Source organism: Nonomuraea sp. 3N208 (assembly GCF_052245935.1).
Taxonomy (GTDB): Bacteria; Actinomycetota; Actinomycetes; order Streptosporangiales; family Streptosporangiaceae; genus Nonomuraea.
Genome location: NZ_JBQQBR010000026.1, coordinates 22465 through 40178, shown reverse-complemented (window position 1 = coordinate 40178; position 17714 = coordinate 22465). Strand labels below are relative to the sequence as shown.

The 17714-nt window shown below is 69.5% G+C and carries 21 protein-coding genes; 10 read left to right on the top strand and 11 right to left on the bottom strand.

Annotated elements, in window-relative coordinates; translation table 11 throughout:
* Positions 1–90: 90 nt before the first annotated feature.
* Both ACTWPT_RS34585 and ACTWPT_RS34580 read left to right on the top strand, forming a co-directional pair.
* A complete protein-coding gene (locus ACTWPT_RS34585) occupies positions 91–879 on the top strand; it encodes an SDR family oxidoreductase (RefSeq protein WP_443181709.1) in 789 nt (262 codons plus the stop codon).
* A gap of 273 nt (positions 880–1152) precedes the next feature.
* Positions 1153–2790 (top strand): VanW family protein, encoded by a 1638-nt coding sequence (locus tag ACTWPT_RS34580; RefSeq protein WP_443181708.1) that lies wholly within the window; start codon positions 1153–1155, stop codon positions 2788–2790.
* Positions 2791–3256: 466 nt separating this feature from the next.
* Here ACTWPT_RS34580 and ACTWPT_RS34575 read toward each other — a convergent pair whose 3' ends face one another.
* From ACTWPT_RS34575 to ACTWPT_RS34560, 4 genes are all read right to left on the bottom strand, one after another.
* Positions 3257–3763, bottom strand: a complete 507-nt coding sequence (locus ACTWPT_RS34575; RefSeq protein WP_443181707.1) for a hypothetical protein — start codon at positions 3761–3763, stop codon at positions 3257–3259.
* Positions 3753–4181, bottom strand: coding sequence for a MarR family winged helix-turn-helix transcriptional regulator (locus ACTWPT_RS34570; protein WP_443181706.1), 429 nt, complete (start codon positions 4179–4181; stop codon positions 3753–3755). The genes ACTWPT_RS34575 and ACTWPT_RS34570 overlap by 11 nt, the downstream gene beginning before the upstream one ends.
* Before the next feature lie 308 nt (positions 4182–4489).
* Positions 4490–5071 carry an NAD(P)-binding protein gene (locus ACTWPT_RS34565; RefSeq protein WP_443181705.1) on the bottom strand — a complete coding sequence of 194 codons (582 nt, stop codon included), beginning with the start codon at positions 5069–5071 and terminating at the stop codon, positions 4490–4492.
* Entirely contained in the window at positions 5068–6480 is a 1413-nt protein-coding gene (locus ACTWPT_RS34560; RefSeq protein ID WP_443181704.1) for a DHA2 family efflux MFS transporter permease subunit, read from the bottom strand. The genes ACTWPT_RS34565 and ACTWPT_RS34560 overlap by 4 nt, the downstream gene beginning before the upstream one ends.
* Before the next feature lie 92 nt (positions 6481–6572).
* Between ACTWPT_RS34560 and ACTWPT_RS34555 the strand changes: the two genes are divergently transcribed.
* Positions 6573–7172, top strand: a complete 600-nt coding sequence (locus ACTWPT_RS34555) for a TetR/AcrR family transcriptional regulator (protein ID WP_443181703.1) — start codon at positions 6573–6575, stop codon at positions 7170–7172.
* Positions 7173–7305: 133 nt separating this feature from the next.
* Here ACTWPT_RS34555 and ACTWPT_RS34550 read toward each other — a convergent pair whose 3' ends face one another.
* Positions 7306–7491 carry a hypothetical protein gene (locus tag ACTWPT_RS34550; protein ID WP_443181702.1) on the bottom strand — a complete coding sequence of 62 codons (186 nt, stop codon included), beginning with the start codon at positions 7489–7491 and terminating at the stop codon, positions 7306–7308.
* Positions 7492–7532: 41 nt separating this feature from the next.
* Positions 7533–8948, bottom strand: coding sequence for an MFS transporter (locus ACTWPT_RS34545; RefSeq protein ID WP_443181701.1), 1416 nt, complete (start codon positions 8946–8948; stop codon positions 7533–7535).
* A gap of 222 nt (positions 8949–9170) precedes the next feature.
* Between ACTWPT_RS34545 and ACTWPT_RS34540 the strand changes: the two genes are divergently transcribed.
* The 6 genes from ACTWPT_RS34540 (at position 9171) to ACTWPT_RS34515 (ending at position 12485) form a co-directional block, all read left to right on the top strand.
* Positions 9171–9338 carry a hypothetical protein gene (locus tag ACTWPT_RS34540; protein ID WP_443181700.1) on the top strand — a complete coding sequence of 56 codons (168 nt, stop codon included), beginning with the start codon at positions 9171–9173 and terminating at the stop codon, positions 9336–9338.
* An 8-nt stretch (positions 9339–9346) separates the two neighbouring features.
* The gene (locus ACTWPT_RS34535) at positions 9347–9673 is read left to right on the top strand and encodes a YciI family protein (RefSeq protein WP_443181699.1); all 327 of its coding nucleotides are present in this window, start codon (positions 9347–9349) and stop codon (positions 9671–9673) included.
* Entirely contained in the window at positions 9670–10926 is a 1257-nt protein-coding gene (locus ACTWPT_RS34530; protein ID WP_443181838.1) for an RNA polymerase sigma factor, read from the top strand. The genes ACTWPT_RS34535 and ACTWPT_RS34530 overlap by 4 nt, the downstream gene beginning before the upstream one ends.
* A 41-nt stretch (positions 10927–10967) precedes the next feature.
* The gene (locus ACTWPT_RS34525) at positions 10968–11138 is read left to right on the top strand and encodes a hypothetical protein (RefSeq protein WP_443181698.1); all 171 of its coding nucleotides are present in this window, start codon (positions 10968–10970) and stop codon (positions 11136–11138) included.
* 33 nt (positions 11139–11171) lie between these two features.
* A complete protein-coding gene (locus ACTWPT_RS34520; RefSeq protein WP_443181697.1) occupies positions 11172–11999 on the top strand; it encodes a hypothetical protein in 828 nt (275 codons plus the stop codon).
* 132 nt (positions 12000–12131) lie between these two features.
* On the top strand, positions 12132–12485 hold the full coding sequence (locus ACTWPT_RS34515; protein ID WP_443181696.1) for a hypothetical protein: 354 nt from the start codon (positions 12132–12134) through the stop codon (positions 12483–12485).
* Between the two features lie 15 nt (positions 12486–12500).
* Here the strand turns inward: ACTWPT_RS34515 and ACTWPT_RS34510 are convergent, their stop codons facing one another.
* A complete protein-coding gene (locus ACTWPT_RS34510; protein ID WP_443181837.1) occupies positions 12501–13058 on the bottom strand; it encodes an SAM-dependent methyltransferase in 558 nt (185 codons plus the stop codon).
* A gap of 243 nt (positions 13059–13301) precedes the next feature.
* On the opposite strand from ACTWPT_RS34510, the gene ACTWPT_RS34505 reads away from it, so the two are divergent.
* A complete protein-coding gene (locus ACTWPT_RS34505) occupies positions 13302–14474 on the top strand; it encodes an alginate lyase family protein (RefSeq protein WP_443181695.1) in 1173 nt (390 codons plus the stop codon).
* Between the two features lie 14 nt (positions 14475–14488).
* On the opposite strand, the gene ACTWPT_RS34500 is transcribed toward ACTWPT_RS34505, so the two are convergent.
* The 4 genes from ACTWPT_RS34500 to ACTWPT_RS34485 all read right to left on the bottom strand — a co-directional run bounded on the left by ACTWPT_RS34500 (position 14489) and on the right by ACTWPT_RS34485 (position 17712).
* Entirely contained in the window at positions 14489–14836 is a 348-nt protein-coding gene (locus tag ACTWPT_RS34500; protein WP_443181694.1) for a hypothetical protein, read from the bottom strand.
* Between the two features lie 76 nt (positions 14837–14912).
* Positions 14913–15767, bottom strand: a complete 855-nt coding sequence (locus ACTWPT_RS34495; RefSeq protein ID WP_443181693.1) for a sugar phosphate isomerase/epimerase family protein — start codon at positions 15765–15767, stop codon at positions 14913–14915.
* 14 nt (positions 15768–15781) lie between these two features.
* Positions 15782–16786 (bottom strand): Gfo/Idh/MocA family protein, encoded by a 1005-nt coding sequence (locus ACTWPT_RS34490; protein WP_443181692.1) that lies wholly within the window; start codon positions 16784–16786, stop codon positions 15782–15784.
* A 14-nt stretch (positions 16787–16800) separates the two neighbouring features.
* Positions 16801–17712, bottom strand: a complete 912-nt coding sequence (locus ACTWPT_RS34485; protein WP_443181691.1) for a TIM barrel protein — start codon at positions 17710–17712, stop codon at positions 16801–16803.
* Positions 17713–17714: the final 2 nt, after the last annotated feature.

Sequence of the window (17714 nt, the reverse complement as noted above, 5' to 3'; positions counted from 1 at the left end):
AGGGCGGTGCGACGCCATTGAGTACAGCAGATCGCCGCCCTGAGCCCTGAGCCGATTGAAACAAGTTATAGCCAGCCCTACGCTGAGTGCATGATCCTGGACCGCTTCCAGATCACCGGCGCCGCCGCGATCGTCACCGGCGCGGGCCGGGGCATCGGCGCCGCCACCGCCGTCGCGCTGGCCCAGGCCGGGGCGGACGTGGCACTCTGCGCGCGCACCGAGGAACAGCTCCACGCCGTTGCCGAACAGGTGGAGAAGGCGGGCCGGCGGGCCCTAGTCGTCCCCGGCGACCTGTCCGTGCCGGGTACCGCCGAGGCGCTCGCGGAGCGGGCCGCGGACGCCTTCGGGAGGCTGGACGTCGTCGTGAACAACGTGGGCGGCGCGTTGCCCCGCGCGTTCCTGGACACGAAACGCAAGCATCTCGAGAACGCGTTTCAGTTCAACGTCGGCGTCGCGCACGAGCTGACCAGGGCCGCCGTCCCCCACTTGGTGAGGGGCGGCGGCTCGGTCGTGAACGTCTCCTCCGCCGTGGGCCGCGTAGCCGGCCGCGGCTACTTGGCGTACGGCACCGCCAAGGCGGCGCTCGCGCACTACACCCGCCTCGCCGCCCTCGACCTCGCCCCCGCCGTGCGGGTCAACGCGGTGGCCGTCGGCGCGGTCGCCACCTCGGCGCTCGACATCGTCATGAACGACGAGGACCTGCGTACCCAGATGGAGCAGGCCACACCGCTGCGGCGGATAGGCGAGCCGGAGGACGTGGCGGCCGCGGTGCTCTACCTGGTCTCCCCGGCCGCCCGCTACGTGACCGGCAAGGTGCTGGAGGTGGACGGCGGCATCGACCGGCCCAACCTCGACCTGGGGCTGCCCGACCTGTCATGACGAGGTGAGCACGTTACGCCCGGACGGAACCGGCCGTACCGCCGCCACCATCCGTATGTCATGGAGAGGCCTCGAACGAACGGCTCGAGCGCCGGGCCACCCAGAGGAGGCCTCTACCATGGCTACTAATATGCTTCGCATGCGCGCTGCCAGCCCCAGACCACGAGCCGGCGTTGCCACGACCACCTTCCCGTGGAACCTGTAGTGAGCCGGCACGGCGCGAACGACCATCATGAGGGCGCCACATCAGGACGGCGCCGGGTTGCTGCCATCGTGGCGGCTCTAGGCTTGGTGGTCGTCCTGGCCTATGCCATACCCGCGATCGCGCTGGCCGGTGAAGTGCCGCGCGGCACGCGGATCGGTGGCGTGGACATCGGCGGCCTGTCCGAGGCTGAGGCCCGTTCGCGACTGGAGCGTGAGTTCGGCGAGCGTCTCGCCCGCCCGCTGACACTGTCGGCCGCCGGCAAATCGATCCGGCGGACTCCCTCCGAGCTGGGGATTGGGGTGGACGTTCCGGCATCGGTCGAGGCGGCCATGGACGGCGCGAGCACCCCCGCTGGGGTGGTGCGCTCGCTGCTCGGCGACGATCGGCGCGAGGTGCGACCCCGCATCAAACTCGACGAGCCCCGCCTCACCGGCGAACTCGCCAAGTTGGCGCGTACCGTGGACGCCAAGCCCCGTGAGGGCGGCGTGCGCTACAAGGGAACGCAACCGCAGCCGATCGTCCCCAAACCCGGCCGCGTCCTCGACCGAGCCGGCGCGGCGGACACCATCCGCGACGCCTTCCTCAGCGGCCGCTCCTCGGTGACGCTCACCACGCGCTCACGGCCGCCCGCGACCTCGCCCGACGAGGTACGGCGCATCGCCGACGGCCTCGCCCGTACCGCGGTCGGCGGCCCGCTTGCTCTCGTGAACGGCGCCCAGAGCGCCGAGCTGTCCGGGCCTCAATTGGCCGAGGCACTGAGCTGGGCCGCCGACGGACGGGGCGGGCTCCGTCCCGTCCTCGACGTCAAGGATCTCTTGCCCAGCCTGGACAAGCAGCTCATCGACGAGGCCCAGCGTCCTCGAGACGCCTCCTTCAAGATCGTGGAAGGCAAGCCACAGGTCATTCCCGCGCGCCCGGGCCGTGGGATCGACGCCAAGGGCCTCGGCACGGCGATCTCCACCGCCCTCACGGCAGGCCGGCGCAGCGTGCAGGTGCCCGTGGCCGAAACACAGCCACGGGTGACGACCGCGCTGGCCAGGAAGCTCGGCATCAAGAAGAAGGTCAGCTCCTTCACCACCCACCACCCCTGCTGCGCACCCAGAGTGACCAATATCCACCGCATCGCGGACATCGTGGATGGATACGTGGTCAAGCCCGGCGAGACGTTCTCGCTCAACGGCGTCGTCGGCAAGCGCGACAAGGCAAGGGGATTCGTCGAGGCGCCGATGATCCTCAACAACCGGTTCGTGAACGATGTCGGCGGCGGTGTGTCGCAGTTCGCCACCACCATGTTCAACGCGGTGTTCTTCGGCGGTTTCGAGGACGTGCAGCACAGGCCGCACCAGTACTACATCTCGCGCTACCCGGCGGGGCGGGAGTCCACGGTTTCCTATCCGCAGCCGGACTTCCGGTGGCGGAACGACTCCCGTCATGGAGTGCTGATCAAGACCTCCTACACCAGCACGTCGATCACTGTTCAGTTCTGGAGCACCGAGCGCTTCGACATCGAGTCGAAGAACTCGTCCCGTTATGACGTCAAGTCCTTCCCCACGCTCAGCGATTCCGGTCCCGACTGCATCCCGATGGAAGGCGCCGAGGGCTTCTCCATCGACGTGTGGCGGATCTTCCGGCAGGGCGGCAAGGAAGTACGCAAGCAGAGGTTCCACACCGTTTACGCGCCCGAGCCGCGCCTGACGTGCACCTGAGCACCCCGGCGAAAGGTAGGAACCGTTCCCCATATTCGCTATGAAAGCCTGAGGTTCTGCTGCGATCTTTGAGCTCTGGGTTTGGCTGTGTTGAGATTGCGGGTGGCGGCTGAGCGTCTGGGCGCGCACTCGGCCAAGCTGCTCTGCGGCTCTGGGCCGATCGGGGCCGGACGCTTCGCACGCCTCAGCCCGGGCGCCGCTTCGATGAGAGGGCCTGGATGCCTTCGCCGGCGTTGCGGCCGCCGCGGTGCCGAGATCCAGGCCAGGGTCGATATCTGCAGACACAAAACCATCCCTTCATGATCGTTACGTCTCGTTGCGGAGCAAACCGTACCCCGGCAAGGTATGCACTAAGCCTTAACCTTACCGGGGATAGGTATAAGAGAGGCGGATGTAACCGAAGGATGAGGCGCTGCTTATCGGGCTGGGCACCCGCTTCGTGGGCCCGTGAGCCGGGTCGTGGACGTCATCCGTGTTCGGCGTGCTGCCCATGGTCGGAGACCTGGGCGTCGAACCAGGCGTGCAGCGCCGTGACCAGAGATTGATCGGATGCGGTGTAGGTGAGCTGGGCACCGGCCGGCGTTTGCGTGTAGCGGACGTCGATACGGCCGTGGCCCTGCTCGAGCTCCCGCAAGCCTGGCATCTCGGTGCCGTGGATGGAGGCGGGGTCGCCGAAGTCCCCCTTGCTGAAGCCCGCGGCCTCCTTGGTGAGGTGTTCGCGGATGAGCTTGACCTGCTCGCTGTCGGCGGTGTCGTCCGCGGTCACCGTCTGGAGCCCGCCGGTGGCGGACTTGGTGAAGCGGTGCGTGGTGCGCTCGAGGTCGAACGGCATCACCTGCCGGCTCTTGGCCGCGATCTCCGCTTGACGCGCCGCCTGACCGTTCTGGTCGACGAGCACGTACGCGGCCAAGGCGACGGCGATGGCCGCGAGCGTGGCGACGGCCAGCATGCCGCGCCGTTTCTTAGGGGTCATCCATTGCCTCCGTAAGGGTTTCCAGGGCGCGCAGCACGTCGGCGCGTTCGCCTGGGGGGACACGGTCGAGGATTGCGGAAAAGCGTGCCGCCCTGGCCTTGGCCAGCTGCTCTGCCGCGGTGACTCCGGCGGCGGTGAGCTGGACCAGCACGCCGCGCCCGTCACCCGGAGCGGCGCTGCGCTCGACCCAGCCTCGGTTGATGAGCTGCGTGACCAGACGGCTGGTGGTGCTCTTTTCCAGGCGGAGCCGGTGCGCCAGATCGTTTTGCCGCAGTGCCCCGTCCCTGGCCAGCTCGGCCAGGGCGTGGGCCTCCGAGACCGGGATGGGCCGCCCGCAGGGAGTCTGGTCAGGCTGATGGAGACCGAACGCCCGCACGAAGCGCCCAACGGCCTCCTGAAGTTCACGCTCCTCCGCCATGGTTCGACCATACAACTAGATGGTTGTAGGACGCAACCAAACCCCCCGGTCCACGCCCGAATCGCGCCCTAACTACTGCTTAACATAGTAGAAGCCGGTAATGGTAGGCGCTGATCATCGCATGCCCCTCACCGATGATCCATTGATCGGCAGCGTGACGAGGAACGCCACCAGCGGCGAAAAGGCGAGAGCCTCAGAACAACACGGAGGCGGGACCGGCGTCCATGGCGCCAGTAATGATCAACATGGTCCCGCTGTCGACACCCACACCTGCAAAATCCTTCTACTACGCAATATAGTCATATATCCTAGTGGAGGCGGAGATGTCGACGGAGTAAGTGAGTGACCGGCGGCAGGTTGGCCAGACGCAAGGGCAGATCCAGCTTCACCGGGTCCAGCCGGTTGGCGGGTGCGTAGGCCCTGGCGTTGCGGCGGCCCGCGGCCCGCCGCTCCTCGGCTTCGGGGCGAAGCCCGGCCTCCCACTCGCGCAGCGCGGCGGGGACGTCGCCTGGATGGCGACGCAGCACCGTTCCCAGGAGCTCGGCGCCTGCCACCGAGAGCGCTGTCTCGATTTCGCCGCGCATCAGTGTCAGGCCGCGGTCCCCGAGCAGGGCTTGCATGGTGCGGTGCGGAACGGTGAAGCGGCGCCGCCCGTCCGGTTTCCTGTAGACCATGTCCACGGCGCCGAAGTGGCGCTCGCGCAGCACGGGCAGGATGCCCAAGCGCTCGGCGGCATCGTAGCCGCGGCCGAAGAGCGCGACGACGTATCCGCCGCTCCTGCGGGCCGGGGCCCGCTCGATCACCACTGGCTCCCAGCCGATCTGGTGCAGCCGCAGCGCGGCGGCCAGCCCGGCGATGCCCGCTCCGACGATGACGGCTCTGCTGGTCATGGTTCGTCCCTTCTGTCGTGGAAGACAACGAGCGCTATGACGGCGACCACGGCCATCAGCCCGGCGGCGACGCCGAAGCCGAAGCGGTATCCGGCGGCAAGCGCCTCCGCGGACCCATCAGGGCCGGCGGCGCTCGCGCTGGCGGCGAGGGCGGACAGGACCGCCAGCCCCAGCGCGCCGCCGAGCTGGGCGCTGACATTGAGCAGCGAAGAGGCCACGCCGCTGGACGAGGGGGGAACCCCGGCGAGCGCGGCCGTGGTGAGCGGGACCACGATGACGCCGAGACCGAGCCCGACGACGAGCAGCGGCGGCATGACGTCGGCCAGGAGCGTGCCGTTGAGCGGGAGCCGGGTGAGCAGGAGCAGCCCGGCGGCCGTGACCAGCGATCCGCCGGCGATCACCAGGCGGGTGCCGAAGCGCCTGACCAGCCGCGGGCCGAGGGCGGACGCGACGATGAGAATCACCGTCAGCGGCACGTACACCAGGCCCGTCGCCAGGGCGGAGTGGCCGAGGACGCCCTGCAGGTAGAGGGTGGCGAAGTAGAAAACGGCGAACATCGCGGCACCTCGCAACGCCTGGATCGTGTTGGCGCCGACCAGTGATCGGTTGCGGAACAGCCCGAGCGCGACCAGCGGCTCCCTGGCGATCCGACTCTCATGAAGCACGAAGTAGGCCAGCAGCGCGGCGCCGACTCCGAGCAGGGTGAGGGTACGCGTCGAGGACCAGCCGTCGACGTCGGTTTGCAGGACGGCATAGGCCAGGAGTCCCACCCCGGCGGTGGAGGTCAGCGCGCCGATCAGGTCGAAGCCGCGAGAGGCGCGGGCGGGCCGCTCCCCAGTGCCCAGCGACCGCCACGCGGCCAGGAGGAGCAGGCCGACCGGCAGGTTGACGAAGAAGATCCATCGCCAGCCCGGTCCGTCGGCGAACAGCCCACCTGCGATCAGTCCAAGGGTGCTCGCGGCCCCGGTCGCGGCGCCCCAGACGGCGAATGCCCTGCTCCGTGGCGGCCCTTCGGGGAAGATCAGGGCGATCAGCGCCAGCGTCATGGGGGCGATGAGCGCCGCGCCCAGCCCTTGAACGGCCCGTGCCGCCACCAGCACCCAGTCGCTCTGCGCGAACCCGGCCGCCGCCGACGCGACGGTGAACAAGGCGACCCCGCCGAGCAGGATGCGCCGGTGGCCGTACAGGTCGCCGAGCCGGCCGCCGAGCAGGAGGAACCCGCCGAACGCCACCATGTACGCGTTGATCACCCAGGACAGGGTGGCGGCGGAGAATCCCAGGTCTTCCTGGATCGCCGGCAGCGCGACGTTGACGATCGTGACGTCCACGCTGTCCAGCACCTGAGCCAGGCACAACACGCCGAGCGACCACACGTGCCTGCGGGTCCAGACAAACTCTCGCGTCTCCATCCGGCTCCTCACAGTCGAGAATGAGCATGTGCTCATTCAGTATGAGCATATGCTCATACTGTGTAAATGCCGTTCAGGTAGATTGAGGGCTCATGTCACCGCGTGGCGTTGCGATCCCGGACGTACGACAGCAGCTCTTCGACGCCGCGGAGCGGGTACTCCTGAGCAAGGGCCCCTCGGGCCTGACCGGGCGCGCGATCACCACGGAGGCCGGGTGCGCCACCGGACTGCTCTACAACCACTTCGCGGATCTTGACACGTTCCTGGCCGCGCTCTTTCTCGACCGCGCCGGCCGGGCGAGCGCCGGAATGGCCCGCCTGCCCGGCCTGGCGGGCAGCGGAGACGTCGTCGGCAACCTCATGGACGCCATCGAGACGTTGCTCGCCGGCAACTTGCTCGCGCTCGCCGGGCTCGCCATGGCCAGACCGTCCATCCTCAGTCATCTGGGCGACGCGCTCGCCGACGGCACCCTGGAGATGGACGCGAGCGAGCGCGCCTTCACCGCCTACCTCCGTGCCGAGCAGGAACACGGCCGCGTCCACGCCGACGCCGACGCCGAATCGCTCGCCCTCGCCCTGGTGGGCGCCGCACACCAACTCCTGCTCACCCGCGGCCCGCAGTCGCCCGACCTGCGCGACCGCATGCGCAGAACGGCTTCGGCCCTGATCTCAGCCGTCACGCCACGACAGTAGAAGACCGCTCGTTGCGCTGCTCCAGCGCCCAGCTGTCAGCGCTCCCACGATGAGCGGGCGCGATCAGGAGCTCCACGACACGGCTGGCACGCGGATGGCTCCGAGCACGCTGCCCGGAGCCATCCGATGGTTGTCACTTGAAGCGGCGGAGCCGGAGGCTGTTGCTCACCACGAACACGCTGGAGAACGGCAGCCGGTGAACGATACGTGTGCCGTACGGCGCCGGAAAGCTCATCGCCCATGAGCCGTCGAGCGCGCCCAGCCCGTCCAAGGTCCAGGCGAGGGAGGCCGCCGGATCCGGGCGGCGGCCGATGAACACGACGGGAGCGGTCCTCGGAACCGTGAGCCCGCCCGGGGTCATCAGTGGCCGTGGCCCACGAACGCTGTCGCCGGCTTGCCCGCCGGCACCAGCCCCAGCGCGACGGCCGCCGCGACGCCCGCGACGACAGCGCACAGCGTGAGCCCCGCCACGAAGCCGCCGATGCCGCCTGCCGAGCCGGGCGCGAGGCTCGACGCGGCGACAGTGGAGACGACGGCCACGCCGATCGAGCCGCCGAGTTCGTGGAAGGTGTTGATCACGCCGGAGGCGACGCCGTTCTCACCGGGCGGGATGTTCGCCATGGTCGTCGTGGTGGCCGTCACGAACGCCGGCCCGATGCCCAGCGCGGCCAGCACGAACCCCGGCAACAACGTGGTGTACGCGCTCGCGTCGGGCGAGATGCGGGTCATCAGAGCCGCCCCCACTGCCGTGACCACGAAGGACGCCACTGCCACCGGCCGTCCGCCGATCCTGCCGATGAGATGCCCGCCGAGCTGCGCCCCGATCGTGATCGCGATGGCCACCGGCAGGAAGAGCAGCCCGGTCTCCAGCGCGCTGAACTCCAGCACGTGCTGGAGATAGAGCGAGCTGAGGAAGAACAGGCCCAGCATCAGCCCCGTCGCCACCAGCATGACGAATGTCCCCGAGATCACCGGCCGCCTGGCCAGGGTCTCGGCGCGCATCAGCGGTGACCGTACCGACCGCTCGACCACCACGAACAGGACGTACAGCAGCGCGGCCCCGGCCAGCGGCAGCACCGTGCCCACCGCTCCCCAGCCGGCGTCGCCCGCCGTCACCAGCCCGTAGATCAGCAGCGCCGTCGCCAGCGTGACCACCAGCGCGCCGGGCACGTCGAGCCGCCCGCTCCGCCCCGGCGTGGGCGGCACGACGGCGGGTACGGCCGCGAGCACCACCAGCCCGATCGGCACGTTGACGAAGAACACCCACGTCCACCCCGGCCCTGCGGTCAGCACGCCGCCGAGCAGCACGCCGAGGGCCGCGCCGGTGCCGCCGATGGCCGCCCAGACGCCGAGTGCCCGCCCGCGCCGCTCGCCGTGGAACGTGGCGGTGATGACGGCCAGCGCCGCCGGCGAGAGCAGCGCCGCGCCGACGCCCTGCAGCGCCCGCCCGGCGATGAGCACGGGACCGCTGCCGGCCAGCCCGCACATCAGCGAGGCCGCCGTGAACAGCCCCAGTCCCGCCAGCAGCGTGCGGCGCGCGCCCAAGGCGTCGGAGAGCCGCCCGCCGAGCACCATCAGGCCGCCGAAGCAGAGCGTGTACGTGGTCACCACCCAGGTCAGCGACTCACGGTCGAGCGCGAGATCCGTGCCGATGGTCGGCAACGCCACCTGGACGACCGTGATGTCCACGATCAGCATGAACTGCGCCAGGCACAGCAGCACCAGCACGCCCCATCCGCCGGTGCGCGCCTGACTGGGAGCCGTGTTGAGACTCATCCGAACCCTCCTTAATTCGTACACTGATGTTCAAGTTAGCACGCATGAACCATACGTCGGTAGGGTTTCTGGCCTGGACGCGCTATCCGCGCAGAAGGCCCGCCTTGTGCGGGGATTGGCATATCCACGCCGGGCTGTCCATCGCGGGCGCTCCCGTTCGTCGTAGGGGTGTCACAAGACATCGCGAAGCGCCCGCAGCGGCGCTGAATGGGAGGGCCTGTCATGCCTGATCTGCTCGCCGCCACCTACGCTCTGCGGCCCCGCAACGAACTCGCCAGGTCCGCGTTGCCCAACGCCCCGGTCAAGGGCGCCAAACAGCGGAAGACCAGGACATTCGGGCTGCCTTTCATGGGCATGCTCACCCGTCGTACAGTCAAGCCGATCTCCTAGGAGGAACCGTGCGGTACGTGATGTTCGTCTGCGACAACGAGTCGGTCGGAGTGCGCATGGAGGACGCCGACCCCGCGTCATGGGTGCGGGAGATGGACAGCCGGGGCGTCCGTCTCCAGGGTGCACGCCTGCGGCCGGGCAGTGACGCCACGACCGTTCGGGTGCGTGGCGATGAGGTGCTGCTGTCCGACGGGCCGTTCGCCGAGACGAAGGAGCAGATCGGCGGCTTCGACCTGATCGAGTGCGACAACCTCGACGAGGCGATCGAGGTCGCCTCCAAGCATCCCTCCGCCCGGTTCGGCTGGGTGGAGGTGAGGCCGCTGTGGGAGGAATGACAGCCGAGGTCGAGGCGGCGGTCACCGAGGCCTTCCGCCAGGAATGGGGCCGCATCGTCGCGACCCTGATCCGGGTGACCGGCGACTGGGATCTGGCCGAGGAGTGCGCGCAGGAGGCCTTGGCGCTGGCACTGGAGCGCTGGCCGCGCGACGGCGTCCCAAACCGTCCCGGGGCCTGGCTCACCACGACGGCGCGCAACCGGGCTGTGGATCGATTGCGCCGCAGGACGACCGAGGCGGCCAAGCTACGGGAGGTGGCCACGATGGCGGTCGGTCATGACGCCTTCGGCTCCAGCGAGGACGACAGCGGTGTTCAGGACGACCGGCTGCGGTTGATCTTCACCTGCTGCCACCCGGCGCTGCCGCTGGAGGCCCGGGTGGCGCTGACGTTGCGCACGTTGACCGGCATGACCACCGCCGAGATCGCTCGGGCCTTCCTGGTCACCGAGGCGACGATGGCCAAGCGCCTGGTCCGGGCCAAGAGCAAGATCAGCAATGCCGGCATTCCGTACCGGGTGCCGCCTGCTCATCTGCTGCCGGAACGGACCGGCGCGGTGCTCGCCGTCCTGTATCTGCTGTTCAACGCGGGCTATTCCGCCAGCACGGGCGCCGACCTGGTGCGATGGGACCTGTGCGCCGAGGCCATCCGTCTCGCCCGCCTGCTCGCGCGGCTGATGCCAGCCGAGCCTGAGGCGTACGGCCTGGTCGCGCTCATGCTGCTGCACCACTCCCGCCGCGAGACCCGCGTCGATGCGGCCGGCGACCTGGTGACACTGGAGCAGCAGGACCGTACCCGGTGGAACCGAGGCGAGATCGACGAGGGTGTCGCCGTCCTGGAGACGGCCCTTCGACACGACCGGCCCGGACCGTACCAGCTGCAGGCCGCCATCGCCGCCTGCCACGCCACGTCCGCCGACGCGGCTGACACCGACTGGGCGCACATCGCCGAACTCTACGAACAACTGGTACGGGTCGTACCGTCCCCGGTGGTGAAGCTCAATCAGGCGGTCGCCGTGGCGATGGCCGACGGCCCCGCAGCCGGACTCGAGCTGGTGGAAACGCTCCACACCTCGGGCGAGCTGACCGGCTACCACCTGCTCCCCGCCACCCGCGCCGACCTGCTCCGCCGCCTCGGCCGCCGCACCGAGGCCGCCGACGCCTACCGCGAGGCACTCGCCCTGGCCCCCACCGAGGCCGAGCGCCGCTACCTGGCCAACCGGCTCGCGGAGACCACCCTCCAGGGCGAAGACTGAGTATCGGCGAGGACAATGCCGCCTCTCCGCTGATCACCAAGGTGACCGGGCATCTCGGCTGCCCGCTCAGCGACGTCGTGGTCGTGGTCGTGGAGCAACAGTTCATACCCTCCCAGCTGCTGAAGCACGCCGACGGCACCCTCACCTACCGCGCCGACGCCACGGCCGCCGCGATGCTTGATCGACTTCGCGGCGCCACCTCGCTAAGGTGAGGCGTTCGATCCCTGCCCCCCAGGATGTGTCACGTGCCCCGTCGTTACCGTTTAGGGATTCCCGCCCTGCTCATCACGGGTGTGTACGTCGTCGCGCTGGCGGTCGCCGCCGTCATCGCGCTGACCTCCGGTGACCTCGGCGCGTTGTGGCGCTTGACGCTGTTCACGGAGGTGGACGAAGGCGTCGCGGTGACGTGGCCGAACGTGGTCATCCTGGTCCTGGCCGGCCTGCCGTGGGCATGGGCGCTGTGGCAGACTCTGCGCGGGCCGCTGGCGGGGTCGCCGCCCGAGCTGGACCGGAACACGCGGCGACTGCGGCTGGCACTGTACGCTTCGGCAGCGTTCCTGCTGCTCTACGCCCTCGCGCCGGCCTGGCCGTGGTGGGCGGCGGTGCTCGACGCCATGGTGATGTGGGTCGTCGTGTTGCTGTTCCAGCCGGTGCTGGGAGGCAACCTGGAGTATGCCGAAGGTGCGCGGGCCGCGGGTGTGCTGGCGTACGGAGGCGTCGCCGCCATCGAGGTACTCGACGTCCTCGACTGGCCCGTGCCCGGCTGGCTGGCCGTGATCTGCGGCGTGGCAGGCCTGATCTGGACGGTGCTGGTCCTGCGGGCGCAGCGGCACGACAGCCGCTGGCAGCGGGCCACTGTCGTGTACGGCATCGCCGCCTTGGTGGCGCCCTTCATTTTCCCGCTGATGGGCTTGTTGTTCGCCCTCGCGGGGCGGCACATCTCCGACGACACAGCGGTGACGGCCGCCGCCCTGATGATGATCTGGCTGGCCCGCTCCGCCCACGAGCTTGCCGACCCGCACCACCAGCCGGCCCCGCCCTCGCCCCTCCCCGCTCAGCCGTCGACGCAGTGACGGCCGACCCCCTCCATCACCCGCGGCGCGCGCATCTCGGCCTTCGCCTCACGTGCGCCCCTCCCCCAGGACCGAAGGACCGTCGCGTGGGGTTCCTGTCCAAGGTCACGATGGGACGGGCATCATGGGAACGTGGCTGCGGGACGAGAAGCGGGCTGGGACCTGCTGGCGTTATCGGCGGCTCTGATCGCCGTGATCATGTCCGTCTGGTACATGGTGCTGATCGCACAAGAGGGCGGTCGGCCGGCGATCTGGTTTCTGGGCCTGATGGCCGTGAGCGCGTTGCTCGCGACGTACGGTGTCGCGCGGGCGGCGCCCAGACGCAGAGCCGCGCTCGGGATCGCCGGGACGATGCTGGCCGCACTGGGGATTCTCGCACTCGCCTCGATAGGTCTTCCCATCTTGGCGGCTGCGGCGTCGGCATTGACCGCTGCGATGAGGGGCTCAGGCGGTACCGTACCGCGCACTCGCCGGCACACCGGCTGAGTGGAGGGTACGTGGTCAGGGTTTGCGGGCGATGCCGCCGAACATGAGGCGCTGGCCCACGGTCAGTTCGTCAGGAACGGCCGCCTCGGGACGCCACAAAGGCAGCGGAACGACACCCGGCTCCACCAGCTCGAACCCGTGGAAGAAGGCGGTGATCTCCGCGACGGTGCGGAACCTGCCGGTGCCGAGTAGCGCGAGGAACTTCTTCTCCGCGTCGCGGGAATCCTGGCTCGAAGCGCAGAAGTGGGTGATGAAGAGGTGGCTGCCGGACGGGACCGCGGCCATGTACGCCTCGACGATCCCCCGCGGGTCCTCGTCGTCGTGCAGGTGGTGCAGGATGCCGACCAGCATCACGCCGACCGGGCGGCCGAGGTCGATGAGCCGCGCGACGGCCTCGTCGGCGAGGATCGCCGCCGGGTCGCGCAGGTCTGAGGTGACCACGGCGGTGCGCTCGTTCTCCGCCAGCAAGGCCCGGCCGTGGGCCAGCACCATGGGGTCGTTGTCGACGTAGACCACGCGCGACTCCGGGTTCGCGCGCTGTGCGACCTGGTGGGTGTTCTCCACGGTCGGCAGCAGGCGTCCTTCCTCACGAAGTCGATCACCATGATCATAGGCGCCTCTGATCTGACAAATGTGCTTATGGCTGGGATTAATACGGCCATTAGGGGTGGCCAGTCCCGCGTCGACTGCGGCCTTTCAGCACCCACGGGCTCTTGTAAGGAAGGGATGTCAGGGCTACGATCTCACCAGCTTTTAGGAAACTTTCCTAAATAAGGAAAGGGTGAACTCGTGGTCCGTCCCCCGTCTCGCGGAAGCTTGTCACTCACGGTCGCGCTGGTCATCACACTGATCACCGGGGCCATGTCCGCACCCGCAGCCGTGGCCCGCAGCGCGCCGGCCGCCTTCGCGCATCCCGGCGTGCTCGTCAGCAGGGCCCAGCTCGACTTCGTCCGCTCCAAGGTCAACGCCGGCGCCCAGCCGTGGAAGGCCGCCTACGACCAGATGGTCGCCAGCAGCCTCGCGTCGTTGTCACGCACCCCGAAGCCGCGGGCCGTCGTGGAGTGCGGCTCGTACTCGAATCCCAACTACGGCTGCACGGACGAGCGCCAGGACGCGCTGGCCGCCTACACCGACGCGCTGATCTGGTACATCTCACGCGACACCAGGTACGCCCAGAAGGCCATCCAGATCATGGACGCCTGGTCCGCGGTGATCACCGACCACACCAACAGCAACGCGCCGCTCCAGACGGGGTGGGCCGGCTCGTCCTGGCCCAGAGCGGCCGAGATCATCCGGTACACCTACACAGGCTGGTCCGCGACGGGCGTCAGCCGCTTCGCGACCATGCTCAGGAACGTCTACCTGCCCGAGGTCATCAACGGCAGAGCCAGTACGAACGGCAACTGGGAGCTGTCGATGATGGACGCGGCCATCGGGATCGCGGTGTTCCTTGAGGACAAGGCCGCCTACGACAAGGCCGTGAGCACGTTCCGGGCTCGCATGCCCGCCTACATCTACCTCACCGGCGACGGCACCCTCCCCAGGGGGCCGGCCGGCAGCGGTATCGACACGCGGGCCGAGATCGTCGCGTACTGGCACGGTCAGGAGACCTTCGTCGACGGGCTGTCGCAGGAGACGTGCCGAGACTTCACCCACACCGGCTACGGACTGGCGGCGATCGCGCACATCGCCGAGACGGCCCGGATCCAGGGGCAGGACCTCTATCCCGAGATCGCCGACCGCCTGCGGCACGCGCTCGGCCTGCACGCCAAGTACCAGCTCGGCGCAGCCGTGCCGTCCTGGCTGTGCGGCGGCGGCCTCACGCTGGGCCTGGGCCCGGTCACGGAGGTCGGCTTCAACGCCCTGCACAACCGCATGGGCATCGCGATGACCAACACCCAGACCCTCACCGAGCGGCAGCGCCCGGCGGGCACCAACAACCTGTTCGTCGCCTGGGAAACCCTCACCCACGCCGGCAACCCGAACTGACCCGCACGCCGTGCTCACGCCACCACGACGCCACCGCTCGGCAGGCCGGCACGGTCGGGCACCACCCGGGGGTGGCCGCGTAGCCATGCCTCGAGGTCCGCGGGCCACCAACGGCCCGCGGCCACCTCCAGGCCGCCGATGACTCCCGTGCCGTCGAAGAACCCCGTCCACGCTGCGGCCACCTCGGCCAGCGGGTCGGCGTCGTGCACGACGTACGTCGCCGCCGACCGTGCCGCGAGCTCCATCACCTCGGCAGGCTGGCGCTCCCCACGCGGGATCGCCCGCACGTTGTGCAGCCCGTCCAGGGCCGCGACCACGTCTCCAGCGCCGTCCCCCGCCACCACGACCACCGTACTGGTCAATCACCGCATATCGGGCAGTCTAGCGTCGGCCCTGACGCGTCACAGGATGATCAGCGCGTCAAGTGCGGGGGCTCTTTCACCATGACGCCGTCCGTTTGGTCATCTCCTGGAGCATGAACAGGTTCGACTCGCGCGCCTTGTCCTCCCACGCGAAGACGCACGCCGTCATGATGCCGTCGAACCCGAGGCGGCCCAGCGTGCCGAAGAACTCGTCCCAGTCGACCTCCCCCTGGCCCATGTTCAGGTGCTGGTGGACGCGGGCGGTCGAGCCCGGCGGGTTGACGATGTAGCGCAGACCGGACGAGGCGCGATGGTCGAAGGAGTCGGCGACGTGCAGGTGGGTGAGCAGGTCGCCGGCGTACTCCATGATCTCGGTCAGGTTGCCGCCCTGGTGGAAGGTGTGCGGCGCGCAGTAGAGGAACGACACGAGCGGGGAGTTGATGCCGCGTACCATGTCGACGGCGATCTTGCCGCCCTCGACGAAGTCGTCCGGGTGGGGCTCCAGACGCAGCTCCACGCCCTCGCGTTCGAAGACGGGCAGGAGCTCCTCCATCGACCGCCAGAACATGGCCTCACTCCGGGAGGCCTGCTCGGGACGGCCGTTGAACTCCGAGTTCATGACGGTGCAGCCGAGCTCGACCGTGATCTCGATGGCCCGCTTCCAGTAGCGCACCGCGGCCTGGCGCTCCTCCTCGTCGGGGCCGGACCAGCGGTAGAGCGGCAGCACCGAGGCGAGCTTGACATCCGCCGCGGCGAGGGCGGATTTGAAGGCCGCGACGGTGTCCCGATCGGCCCTCGGGTGCAGAAAGAAGGGCAGGAAGTCCTCGCGTGGCGACAGCTCGATGTACTCGTAGCCCAGCTCCGCGACCAGCGCGGGCAGCTCGAGCAGCGGCGTGTGGCGCACCATGTACGGGTCGAGGGCGATCTTCATGATTTCGTTTCCTCTCAGACGTAGAGACCGGGCCGCTCGACCAGGCCGACCGGGACGGGCGCGCCTGTCTCGAGCGAGGCGACGGCGCTCTCCGCGACGGCGGTGGCCGCGTAGCCGTCCCACGCGCTCGGCCCGCCGACGACGCCGGCTCGCAGCCCGGTGATCCACTCCTGCAGTTCGGTCAGGTACGTGGCGCCGAACCGGACCCGCCAGTCGGCCGGGACCGTCTGGGCGCGCCAGCCGTCGCGGACCAGCGCATTGGCGCTGGGATTCTCCAGCGCCACGACGCCGGTGGAGCCCACGACCTCGCAGCGCACGTCGTAGCCGTACTGGCAGTTGACGAACACCTCGACGGTGACCACGCCGCCGTCGGCCAGCTCCAGCAGCACGATCTGCGGGTCACGCAGGTGGGCCGCGGCCAGCGGGCTCGGCTTGGTGGCGACGACCGTGGTGCGCACGATCTCCTGACCGAGCAGCCAGCGGGTGGTGTCGATCTCGTGGATGACCGAGTCCGTCATCGCCATCGGGCTGGTGAAGGAGTCGGGCACGGTCGCGTTGCGGTGCACCATGTGGGCCAGCAGCGGCTCGCCGATCGTGCCGTCGTCGACGGCGTTCTTGACGACCTTGTAGCCGGGGTCGTAGCGGCGCATGAAGCCGACCTGGATCCAGCGGCGGCCGGTGGCGACCTCGGCCTCGAGGACCTTCAGGCAGTCCGCCGTCGTGGTGGCCAGCGGTTTCTCGCAGAGCACGGGCTTACCCGCGGCGATGCAGGCCAGGACCTGCTCGGCGTGGAGATCGCCCGGTGAGGCGATGACCACGGCGTCGACGGCGGGGTCGTCGATGACCGCCAGCGCGCTCCCCCGTGCCACGGCGCCGGCATCCGCGGCGACCTGCTCCGCGCGGGCGGTGTCCACGTCGAAGACGGCGGCCACCGTGGATCCGACGATCTGAGACGACAGGCGTGTCACATGGTCGGCCCCGATGTTGCCGGTCCCGATGACGCCGACCTTGATTGTCACGATGACTCCTTCTTTCAGGGACGCAGGCCGCAGCCGTTGAGGTACGTGCGGGTACGGGTGGCGATGGGCAGCGGGGTGTCCGGCGAGCACGGGTAGAGGTCCTGCTCGACGATCGCGAACAGGTCGGCGTCCAGCCGGCCGAGCTCGGCCAGCAACGGCTCCATGGCCGGGATGCCGGTGGGCGGCTCGATCATGGCGCCGCGCCGTACGGCCTCGGCGAAGCACAGGTTCTCCTCGCGGACCTGCCGGACGATCTCGGGGTCCACCTGCTTGAGATGCACGTATCCGATGCGCTCGGGGAACGCCCGGATGATCTCGATGTTGTCGCCGCCGCAGTAGGAGATGTGACCGGTGTCGAGGCACAGCGAGACGACCTCAGGGTCGGTGTCCTCCAGGAACCGCAGCACGCGTTCCTGGGTGTCGACGTGGCTGTCGGCGTGGGGGTGGAAGACCAGCTGGACGCCGGACTCCTCGTGGAGGACGCGGGCCAGCTCGGACATCCCGGTGGTGAGGTCCTGCCACTGCTCGGGGGTCAGGTCCACCGGCTGGGTGAGGTTCCCGTCGAGGTCGGTGTACCCCTCGGGCAGCGAGACCAGGTACTTCGCGCCGAGCGCGGCCAGCAGCTCGGCCTCCGCGCGGCACTCCTCGACGGCCACCTTCAGTGCCTCCCTGCCGCGGTGCAGGCCGGAGAACACCGCACCGCCGGACAGCTGGAGCCCGCGCCGGCCGAGCTCGTCACGCAGTTGCTCGGGGTCGGTGGGCAGGTAGCCGTACGGGCCGAGCTCGATCCATTGGTAGCCGGCCGCGGCGACCTCGTCGAGGAAGCGGTCCCAGGGCACCTGGTTCGGGTCGTCGGGGAACCACACGCCCCAGGAGTCGGGGGCCGTGCCCAGCCGGATGCGGGGCAGGGAGCCGGTGTTCGGCAACG

Excerpts from the sequence above, each read along its gene's own strand:
- ACTWPT_RS34495 (WP_443181693.1), bottom strand. The coding sequence starts at position 15,767 with ATGAAGATCGCCCTCGACCCGTACATGGTGCGCCACACGCCGCTGCTC.
- ACTWPT_RS34560 (WP_443181704.1), bottom strand. The coding sequence starts at position 6,480 with ATGGAGACGCGAGAGTTTGTCTGGACCCGCAGGCACGTGTGGTCGCTC.
- ACTWPT_RS34540 (WP_443181700.1), top strand. The coding sequence starts at position 9,171 with ATGCCTGATCTGCTCGCCGCCACCTACGCTCTGCGGCCCCGCAACGAA.
- ACTWPT_RS34555 (WP_443181703.1), top strand. The coding sequence starts at position 6,573 with ATGTCACCGCGTGGCGTTGCGATCCCGGACGTACGACAGCAGCTCTTC.
- ACTWPT_RS34530 (WP_443181838.1), top strand. The coding sequence starts at position 9,670 with ATGACAGCCGAGGTCGAGGCGGCGGTCACCGAGGCCTTCCGCCAGGAA.
- ACTWPT_RS34585 (WP_443181709.1), top strand. The coding sequence starts at position 91 with ATGATCCTGGACCGCTTCCAGATCACCGGCGCCGCCGCGATCGTCACC.
- ACTWPT_RS34575 (WP_443181707.1), bottom strand. The coding sequence starts at position 3,763 with ATGACCCCTAAGAAACGGCGCGGCATGCTGGCCGTCGCCACGCTCGCG.
- ACTWPT_RS34570 (WP_443181706.1), bottom strand. The coding sequence starts at position 4,181 with ATGGCGGAGGAGCGTGAACTTCAGGAGGCCGTTGGGCGCTTCGTGCGG.
- ACTWPT_RS34565 (WP_443181705.1), bottom strand. The coding sequence starts at position 5,071 with ATGACCAGCAGAGCCGTCATCGTCGGAGCGGGCATCGCCGGGCTGGCC.
- ACTWPT_RS34545 (WP_443181701.1), bottom strand. The coding sequence starts at position 8,948 with ATGAGTCTCAACACGGCTCCCAGTCAGGCGCGCACCGGCGGATGGGGC.